At 68.3% G+C, this 426-nt stretch carries 1 protein-coding gene and 1 pseudogene; both read right to left on the bottom strand.

Features of this window, described 5'->3' with window-relative positions; genetic code table 11:
• A pseudogene (locus tag SB749_RS18740) lies at positions 1-196 on the bottom strand (oxidoreductase); the annotation flags it as partial.
• The coding region (locus SB749_RS18735; protein WP_410711627.1) for a hypothetical protein at positions 187-426 on the bottom strand (240 nt) is incomplete at its 5' end. The gene SB749_RS18735 and the pseudogene SB749_RS18740, both read right to left, overlap by 10 nt.

The following is a 426-nucleotide window of genomic DNA, read 5'->3' as shown; positions in this document are numbered from 1 at the left end:
CGGCGATCCGCCAGCGTTCCGGCGCGCGTGGATCGCCGCACAGCGAATACTGGCGCGCCACGCCGCCGCAATCGATTTCGATATGCGCGCCCGCCTCGAAGCCCGGCAGCGGCAGATAATCGGCGGCTTCGAGATCGAACGCGACAATGTCCTGCGCAATGTCCTCTCGCGCCGCCACGCGCAGGCTCAGGCGCATGTCGAGGTGAGCGGCCGACGCGTAGTGCAGATTCCTCCCGCCTCCCGCGCGCGCCCCGGCTGGCCGAGCATGAAACTCAGCATGCTCAGCGCGCCATGTTCGAGAAAGTTCGTTTCGAGCCGCACGGGATCGTCGGCGTGACGCGCGCCCAGCGCATAGAGCAGCGGCCAGTAGTGATCCGGCGACGGCACCGAGCGCTCGGCCATCGCGCCCTGCTCCATGAAGCGGAT

It is taken from the genome of Brevibacterium sp. SIMBA_078, assembly GCF_046534565.1.
Taxonomy (GTDB): Bacteria; Actinomycetota; Actinomycetes; order Actinomycetales; family Brevibacteriaceae; genus Brevibacterium.
This window is presented reverse-complemented; position numbering and strand designations above follow the sequence as displayed.